The sequence below is a fragment of the Ancylomarina sp. genome (assembly GCF_041555295.1).
Taxonomy (GTDB): domain Bacteria; phylum Bacteroidota; class Bacteroidia; order Bacteroidales; family Marinifilaceae; genus Ancylomarina.
This window is the reverse complement of record NZ_JBFFKR010000164.1, coordinates 1-7902: the sequence shown is the minus strand read 5'-3', so window position 1 is coordinate 7902 and position 7902 is coordinate 1. Positions and strand designations below refer to the sequence as shown.

Below are 7902 nucleotides of genomic sequence, written 5' to 3'. Positions count from 1 at the left end.
TTTCTAAAACATCAATAGCTGTACCACCAGCAGCAGATAGTTGATTACTAACAGGGATAACTTTTTTGTCGATTTGATAATCTATAGCATGATTATCTGAGTTTACAACAACTTCATGAAGAGCCTTGGTTGAATGATTCAGCTTGATGATATCAAGTTTTGTTTCTCTCTGATAGTTTCGAATGGCAATATCGTGTACGATTTTTTTCTCGTAACCAATGAAGGATACTTCAATATAATAATTACCAGGCTTTAATTTTTTGATCTCAAAAAAACCATCCTTGTTGGTAATGGTTCCATCTATAAGTTTCGATTTTTCCTTATTGAAAACAGAAACCGTTGCATATTCAATGGCTTTATTAGAATTTAGGTCTTTAATAATGCCATTTATAATTCCAAATTTGTTTGTGGAAACACTTGGGTTGTTCGCAAAGGTAGTTGTACCCAATAGTAGGATGATCAGTAGGGGAATAAGACGATTCATAGGTTATTCTTGTTGACTAATGCATAAATTTTTCATGTAAATAGTCGTATTAGTTAGTTAAACGGTTTTTGATTTGGTCGATACAAATATAAGCTTGTTTTTGTTTAAACCAATTCTGGGGTAAGTTTTTTTTACATAAAAAATAATTTTGTGTTGATTACAATATTGCCAAAAGCAATAAGGCTATTCTCTTTGACAGAGAATAGCCTTAAATAATAACTTAATCTTGAAATATTACATAGTCTTTAGACAAGCTGCAATACCATTTTCAATTCTTGAATTGATGTTAGAAGTATCAGCTTTCACAAATTTTTCGCCAATAATTTGCTCATAAAGTTCGATGTATCTTTCAGAAATTAGCTTAATACGATCTTCGTTCATTTCAGGAATCTGTTGTCCATCTTTACCTTGAAAACCATTTTCCATCAACCACTCGCGAACAAATTCCTTAGACAACTGTTTTTGAGGTTCGTTTCTGTCTATTCTTTCTTGATAGCCTTCAGCGTAGAAATAACGAGATGAATCTGGAGTATGAATCTCATCAATTAAATAGATCTGACCATCTTTTTTACCAAACTCATATTTAGTATCAACCAAGATTAAATTTTTCTCAGCTGCAATCTCAGTTCCTCTTTGGAAAAGGGCAAGGGTGTAAGCTTCTAATTTCTCGTAGTCTTCTTTACCAACAATCCCTTGAGCAAGAATTTCTTCTCTCGAAATATCTTCGTCGTGTCCTTCAAGTGCTTTGGTGGTAGGGGTAATGATTGGTTTTTCAAATTTTTGATTTTCAACCATTCCATCAGGCATTGGCATACCACAAAGAGTGCGTTTCCCTGATTTGTATTCTCTCCAGGCATGTCCGGTTAAATAACCACGAATCACCATTTCAACCATGAATGGCTCTGCAAGGTGACCAACTGTTACCATTGGATCTGGAGTCGCAATTTTCCAGTTAGGTACGATATCAGCGGTTGCGTCCAAAAATTTGGCAGCAATCTGATTTAAAACTTGTCCTTTGAAAGGGATTCCTGCAGGTAGAACCACATCGAATGCTGAAATTCTATCAGAAACGACCATGGCCAGGTATTCATCGTTGATATTATAAACGTCACGAACTTTTCCTACGTATAAGTTCTTTTGATTAGGAAAGGTGAAATCTGTTTTTACAATTGCTTCGTTCATCTTTACAGAAAGATTTATTATTTATAAAATGGTAATACTTTAATTTAGGAGGAGTATTTCTACTCCGTCTGCAAATTTAAAAGATTTATTCCTCTTTTTTCCTCTTTTTCGCTTTGTTTTCTTCATCTATTTCGTAGGCACCCACGATTTCTTTCACTAGATGATGGCGAACAATATCAGAACTATCGAATTCAACCATGGCAATACCTTCAATGTCCTTCAGAATACGGAAAGCTTGTACCAAACCTGATTGTTGTTTTTTTGGCAGATCAATTTGAGTTATATCACCAGTGATGATGAACTTCGCACTTGTTCCCATACGTGTCAGGAACATTTTAAGTTGTTTTTTTGTAGTGTTTTGTGCTTCGTCTAAAATAACAAAAGCATCATTAAGTGTTCGGCCACGCATGTAAGCTAATGGGGCGATCTGAATGACACCTTCCTCAATTTGCATGGAAAGCTTTCGAGCAGGGATCATGTCCAGAAGAGCATCATAAATAGGTTGTAAGTAGGGATCAACCTTCTCTTTAAAGTCACCTGGAAGGAAACCTAAATTTTCACCTGCTTCCACAGCTGGACGACTTAAAATGATGCGCTTGACTTCATGATTTTTAAGGGCTTTAACTGCCAAAGCGACCGCAATATATGTCTTGCCAGTTCCCGCAGGTCCGATTACAAATGTCATGTCATTTTTTTCAACTTTCTCGACAAGCTCTCTTTGGTTGTTCTTGCGTGAACGAATGAGTTTTCCATTAGTTCCATAAAGAATAAAATTTTTAGGGTCTGAAGGATCTTTAATTTCTTTGGTGTCTTCTAAAACAAGTCGTTTTAGATTAGAATCTGTGAGTGTGTTGTATTGACTATAATGAAGAAGGATAAGATTAATTTTAGTTTCAAATAAATTCAAAGTTTTTTCTTCACCTTTTACAATAAGTTCGTTACCTCTACCTACAATCTGAAGTTTGGGGAATAGCTCCTTAAGAATATCAAGTTTAGAGTTGTTTATTCCATAAAAATCGAGCGGGTCAATTGAGCCTATAGATATATGTCTTTCTATCATAAATATTGTTCGAGATTTATTACTTTTGAGCTTACAAATTAGTGATTTTTTTCGATTGAATCAGGATATATCAATTTGCATTTATAGGATTTCTATAATTTTGAAGTGATAGATAACCTCATTTTAATTTTGAAATGAAAACCAAACACTAATAAAACATTTAGTTCATGGGAGTTATTACAATATGCAGCGACTGGAATGGTCGTGATTATTATTTGGGAGCACTAAAGGGGCGTTTATTGTCGCTATGTGAAGGTGCCCAAATAGTAGATCTGAGCCGAGATATCGAATCATATAATATATCGCAAGCTGCTTTTATTGTAAAAAACGCTTATCATTATTATCCTGAAGGGAGTATTCATATCATCACTGTAAATTCTGAAACCAGTTCTGAGCAGCCTTATGTTGTCGTACACAATAAGGGACATTATTTTATAGGGACTGATAATGGGATGTTCAATTTAATTTTTAGAGATCAACCCGATGAAATCAGACATTTGAAAGTAGGCAATAAGGAAAATCATTTATTGAATTTTCCAGAATTATCTGTTTTTGCACTTGCAGCTGCTCATCTTTACAATAATGGGAAATTATCTAATTTAGGTAAAAAGGCAAAGTCATTATATAATATGGTACCTATTCGAGCCCTTATTCAGAAGGATACCATGATAGGTAAGGTGATTTATATTGATTCGTATAGTAATGCTATTGTGAATATTTCGAAGGATCGTTTTTATTCAACATTAGAAGGGAGAGATTTTGAGATATTGGTTCAGAGCAACCAACATTTGATTACAAAAATAAGTCCGCACTATAATGATGTGCCGGAGGGTGATATTCTGGCTATTTTCAATTCTGCAGGAATGCTTGAGATAGCTATGAATAAAGGTGAGTTGTCTAAATTATTGGAAATAGACACCAATTCGGATATAAGAGTTAAATTTCATGATCGTTAGATTTGTTAAGTTAGAAATTCAAAACCAGCATATTGCTGATTTTAAAAGATTGACAGCAGGAGAAAAAGAAGAAATTGTAGCCTTTGAAGGTTGCTCTTTTCTTGAGATTCTTCAGGATGTCAATAATAAAAACCTATTTTTCTCACACAGCCACTGGCAGTCAGAAAATGCTTTGAATAAATATAGAGATTCAGCTTTTTTTAGAGGAAATTGGACGCAGGTAAAACAATGGTTTGCTGCAAAGCCTGAGGCGTGGAGCCTTGAGCGATAAATATTGGAGTTATACTCTTATTAAAACTTGGAGAAATGAATGAGAATTTGAAAGCTTTTGAAGAGCTACTAAATATTATGGACGAATTACGTTTGAAATGTCCATGGGATAAAAAACAAACGCTTGAAACCCTACGCACACTAACTATTGAGGAAACTTATGAGTTAGCCGATGCTATATTAAAGGATGATAAAGAGGAGATAAAGAAGGAGCTAGGCGACTTGCTACTTCACATTGTTTTTTATGCAAAAATTGGTTCTGAAACCAATGATTTTGATATTGCTGATGTATGTAAAGGAATCAGCGAGAAGTTGATTTATCGTCATCCTCATATTTTTTCTGATGTGGTGGTTGCCGATGCACGAGAAGTGGAAGAGAATTGGGAGCAACTGAAACTGAAAGAAAAAGGTGGAAAAGGAACCGTTCTTGAAGGTGTGCCACAATCATTACCTGCAATGGTAAAAGCTAATCGTATTCAGGATAAGGTGAGAGGTGTTGGTTTCGATTGGGAAGAGAAGGAGCAGGTTTGGGATAAGGTAAAGGAAGAGATTTCGGAGCTTGAAGTTGAAATTAAAGCAGGTAATCAGGATAAAATAGAACAAGAATTTGGAGACTTATTCTTTTCATTGATTAACACGGCCCGCTTATATGGGGTAAACCCAGAGAATGCACTGGAAAGAACCAATCAGAAATTTACAAAACGTTTCAATTATTTGGAAAGACAAACGATGGGTGTAGGCCGAAGTTTAAAAGAAATGAGTTTGGAAGAAATGGATGTGATTTGGGAAGAAGCCAAACAGTTTGATTGCTGAATCAATCTGTCTTTTAGTTCACATCGTAACCTGATCACATTTATTACCATTTTATGAGATATCTGTTAATTATTTTTCTATTTATAAGTTTTTCGAGTCATTCGCAAGAGCAAATGAGCTTGTCAGTTAAAGCAAACGACCATGTCTCTGAGCAATTTTATTTGCTTAAGGGCGGTGATATGGGGATTGTCACGATTGATAGTTCTCGAGTAAAGGCTTTTGGCGTTTTGCTTTTTAATTGGGAAGGTAAGCCTGGAGTATATCGTTTATCTGATAAGGATGGACATCTGGTCGATTTCAGAATGGAGATGCCGCATTTGTCTTTTGAGATAAGAGGTCACTTTCCAGAGACTGAGCTTATTTTCGAATCTGGAAATAAGAACAATCAATTGCAATACTATATTTCAGAATTTAAATATTACAATAAGGAAGCGAGACGCATAGGTGATGAATATCAGAAAGCAATAGATAGTGCCCTTGAAACCAAGGATATTTTAAGCACTCATAAAGAAATACAAAAGGAGTATAAGGGGCTTGTAAAGGATTTGTGGTCTAAAAGAACTGACGACTGGTCTTTACAATTAGCATTGAATTATGCCGATAAAATGCCTGATTTGAATGAGAAAAATAAGAGTCGTTTTTTTGTCAATCAGTATTTTCAGCATTTCGATTTCGCAGATACGCTCATGGTAGGCTCACCCTGTTTTTATAATAAATTAGAACGTTTTTTTAATACCGAGGAAATTCAAGAACTTCTTAAGCGCAATGACTCTAAAGAGATAGAGCTTATGATCCAACAAATCTTCTGGCTATCAGAAGTGAATAAATATGCCCAGGAATGCCTGGTCAACTTTTTAATGCAGATATATCCTGAAGCGAGTTCTCCAAACCTATATGCTACGGTGGTTAAAACATACAAGTTGGCTAATTCATGCGAATATGTACTGGCAAATAAGAGTATGAGAACTCGAATAGAAAGGGATAAGATTTTTTCTATTGGAGCAAATGCTCCTGACTTTATTCTTCAAAACTGCATGGATATGAACCTGGAATCATTTTCAAAGGTGAATAGTGATATTACCTTATTGGTTGCTTGGTCTGCTCATTGCGAAGGTTCTGTTGACTTATTGGATAAAATTCAGGATATATATAAAACCTATCATAAAAAAGGTATGGAAGTTGTCGCTATCTCTATAGATAATAATATTAAGTCTTGGGCGAATTTCGTTGAAGATGCCGATTATACTTGGGTTAATGCTTGTGATAAGGCCGGATTGAAAGGGGAGTTTGCTAAAGCCTACAATATTACTTCAACTCCAGCGATGTTTCTGATTTCAACTGATTTAAAACTCATATCAAAGCCAATAACATTCTTTCAGCTTAAGGCTGAATTGGCTAAATATTTATATTAGGCTTGTAGTTTTTTTAGTATTCTCTTGCCTCTACACTTGAAACCAGCTGATCCATCAGTCATAAATTCTTCGATAACGAGCGCTAACTCATTCTTAATATCAGGTTCTTGTTGTGAGAAATTGAATAGAATTTGCATGGCGTAAACCCGCACGGCAACTGGAGTGGAGTTCGATATTAGTAGATCGAAACAAGAATTAATAAAATCACCCGATATGGTTTTGGGTAGTGGTTCTGCAGAAATTAGTTTCAGGAATTGTCTCTGCTTGCTTTGGCATTCCAGATTTGGAATAAGTTGAATCATTTGTGGAATGTAGGTGCGAACAAGTTCAGGTGCTTCATCGTAAACCTTATCCATTAACCAAGTTGCTCGCCACGATTTTTCATGTGCACTTGTAGCAAATTTCCAAAGTTTATCCATGTTTTTAGGCTCATTGGCTATTTCTTTAGCAATGAGAACAGCGGCTTCTTTGCCAGGGAATGTTGATAGGATTGCTTCAAAGTTCATCTGTCGTTTTATTATTTTGCAAGCTTATTAATGATCTCTTCGTATTCTTTAAAACGATGTTCCCTAATTGGCCTAATTTTGGGCTCTGTAATAAAGTGCAGTAGCAAACAAGGACTTATTGATTTGTATTTATCGACATACTCATAGCCTTGCAATTCGTTATTTTTTATTCGTTGTTTTATTTTGTTGTGGTAGGGATACATTTTGAGCTTTTATTTTAAATATACCAAATTTAAGATAGGAGAGCTTTAATAAATTGTCAAATGCTAAAACAGAACGGATGTATGATATCGTTTGTATTTAATCAAATATTTTTTTAAACCTTTCAGGTAATTCATCTTTTATATGGATTTCTTCATTTGTGAAGGGATGAGTAAATTTTAAAGAATAGGCATGCAAATACAAGCCTTTACCGTTTAAAATTAAATTTTCGATTCCATATTCTTTATCTCCCAGTATTGGATTCCCAATACTCGACAGATGTATACGTAACTGATGCCTTCTTCCAGTTTCAGGCTCTAATTGCACTAGGTTGAGTTTACCGAATCTTTCTGATATAACAGATTTGCTTACTTTATAATTCGAATGTGATTTCTTACCATCAATTTCAGAAGTGATTTTTCCTGCACCGTCCATTTCACCAATAGTAATGGCATAGTAGCTTTTATCAACCTCTTTGTTTTCAAATAATTTATTCAGAGCCCGAATGCTACTACTTGTTTTCCCAACCAATAAAACACCTGTGGTTGCATAATCTAAACGATGAACTGGCTGTGGTTTGGTAGCATCAGGAAGCTGACTTTTTTTGATATTTTGAGGCAAGGCATTGGCAATGGTTTTAAAACTATTACCGCTTACCAAAATACCAGCAGGTTTATGAATCACGGCCAAGTGATCGTCTTCAAATAAGACATGAAGAGGGAAAATTAATTTCCTTTTCGGACTGATTTCTTCCGGTATGTATAAGTTTATGCATTCACCACCTTTTATAATAGTAGCCGTTGTAGCAATTTGGTCATTAACTGTTATTTCTTTTTTCTTTAAGGCTTTTTTTAAGGCTGATTTGGTTAAAGCAGCACTGAAAATACCAACACCATATTCTTGAAGCCGAATAGGCATGGGTAGTATGGGAACAATATGGGTTTCGCTGGGTTCTATGTCGTCTTTTTTCATATTTACTAATGGTCTTGCTATATTTTGTAGGCTACCGATAGATCTC

General features: G+C 35.0%; 9 protein-coding genes. 4 read left to right on the top strand and 5 right to left on the bottom strand.

The window, feature by feature from the left end; translation table 11 throughout:
* The 3 genes from ABY905_RS11485 to ABY905_RS11475 form a co-directional block, all read right to left on the bottom strand.
* The coding region (locus ABY905_RS11485; RefSeq protein WP_372643914.1) for a carboxypeptidase regulatory-like domain-containing protein at positions 1-484 on the bottom strand (484 nt) is incomplete at its 3' end.
* 234 nt (positions 485-718) lie between these two features.
* Positions 719-1666 (bottom strand): phosphoribosylaminoimidazolesuccinocarboxamide synthase, encoded by a 948-nt coding sequence (locus ABY905_RS11480; RefSeq protein WP_372643911.1) that lies wholly within the window; start codon positions 1664-1666, stop codon positions 719-721.
* 85 nt (positions 1667-1751) lie between these two features.
* Entirely contained in the window at positions 1752-2726 is a 975-nt protein-coding gene (locus ABY905_RS11475; protein WP_372643908.1) for a PhoH family protein, read from the bottom strand.
* A 167-nt stretch (positions 2727-2893) separates the two neighbouring features.
* Between ABY905_RS11475 and ABY905_RS11470 the strand changes: the two genes are divergently transcribed.
* From ABY905_RS11470 to ABY905_RS11455, 4 genes are read left to right on the top strand one after another with little or no spacing between them, the layout of a single operon-like run.
* Positions 2894-3682 carry an S-adenosyl-l-methionine hydroxide adenosyltransferase family protein gene (locus tag ABY905_RS11470; RefSeq protein ID WP_372643906.1) on the top strand — a complete coding sequence of 263 codons (789 nt, stop codon included), beginning with the start codon at positions 2894-2896 and terminating at the stop codon, positions 3680-3682.
* Entirely contained in the window at positions 3672-3953 is a 282-nt protein-coding gene (locus ABY905_RS11465; protein WP_372643903.1) for a putative quinol monooxygenase, read from the top strand. Before ABY905_RS11470 ends, ABY905_RS11465 begins: the two co-directional genes overlap by 11 nt.
* A 35-nt stretch (positions 3954-3988) precedes the next feature.
* Positions 3989-4765, top strand: a complete 777-nt coding sequence (gene mazG, locus ABY905_RS11460; protein ID WP_372643900.1) for a nucleoside triphosphate pyrophosphohydrolase — start codon at positions 3989-3991, stop codon at positions 4763-4765.
* A gap of 53 nt (positions 4766-4818) precedes the next feature.
* A complete protein-coding gene (locus tag ABY905_RS11455; RefSeq protein ID WP_372643897.1) occupies positions 4819-6177 on the top strand; it encodes a peroxiredoxin family protein in 1359 nt (452 codons plus the stop codon).
* Here the strand turns inward: ABY905_RS11455 and ABY905_RS11450 are convergent.
* Positions 6174-6683: a hypothetical protein gene (locus ABY905_RS11450; protein ID WP_372643894.1), complete on the bottom strand. Its 510-nt coding sequence runs from the start codon at positions 6681-6683 to the stop codon at positions 6174-6176. The genes ABY905_RS11455 and ABY905_RS11450 overlap by 4 nt on opposite strands.
* Positions 6684-6983: 300 nt before the next feature.
* Positions 6984-7902: RluA family pseudouridine synthase (locus tag ABY905_RS11445; protein WP_372643891.1), on the bottom strand; the 919-nt coding region annotated here is incomplete at its 5' end.

Excerpts from the sequence above, each read along its gene's own strand:
- ABY905_RS11480 (WP_372643911.1), bottom strand. The coding sequence starts at position 1,666 with ATGAACGAAGCAATTGTAAAAACAGATTTCACCTTTCCTAATCAAAAG.
- ABY905_RS11475 (WP_372643908.1), bottom strand. The coding sequence starts at position 2,726 with ATGATAGAAAGACATATATCTATAGGCTCAATTGACCCGCTCGATTTT.
- ABY905_RS11470 (WP_372643906.1), top strand. The coding sequence starts at position 2,894 with ATGGGAGTTATTACAATATGCAGCGACTGGAATGGTCGTGATTATTAT.
- ABY905_RS11465 (WP_372643903.1), top strand. The coding sequence starts at position 3,672 with ATGATCGTTAGATTTGTTAAGTTAGAAATTCAAAACCAGCATATTGCT.
- mazG (WP_372643900.1), top strand. The coding sequence starts at position 3,989 with ATGAATGAGAATTTGAAAGCTTTTGAAGAGCTACTAAATATTATGGAC.
- ABY905_RS11455 (WP_372643897.1), top strand. The coding sequence starts at position 4,819 with ATGAGATATCTGTTAATTATTTTTCTATTTATAAGTTTTTCGAGTCAT.
- ABY905_RS11450 (WP_372643894.1), bottom strand. The coding sequence starts at position 6,683 with ATGAACTTTGAAGCAATCCTATCAACATTCCCTGGCAAAGAAGCCGCT.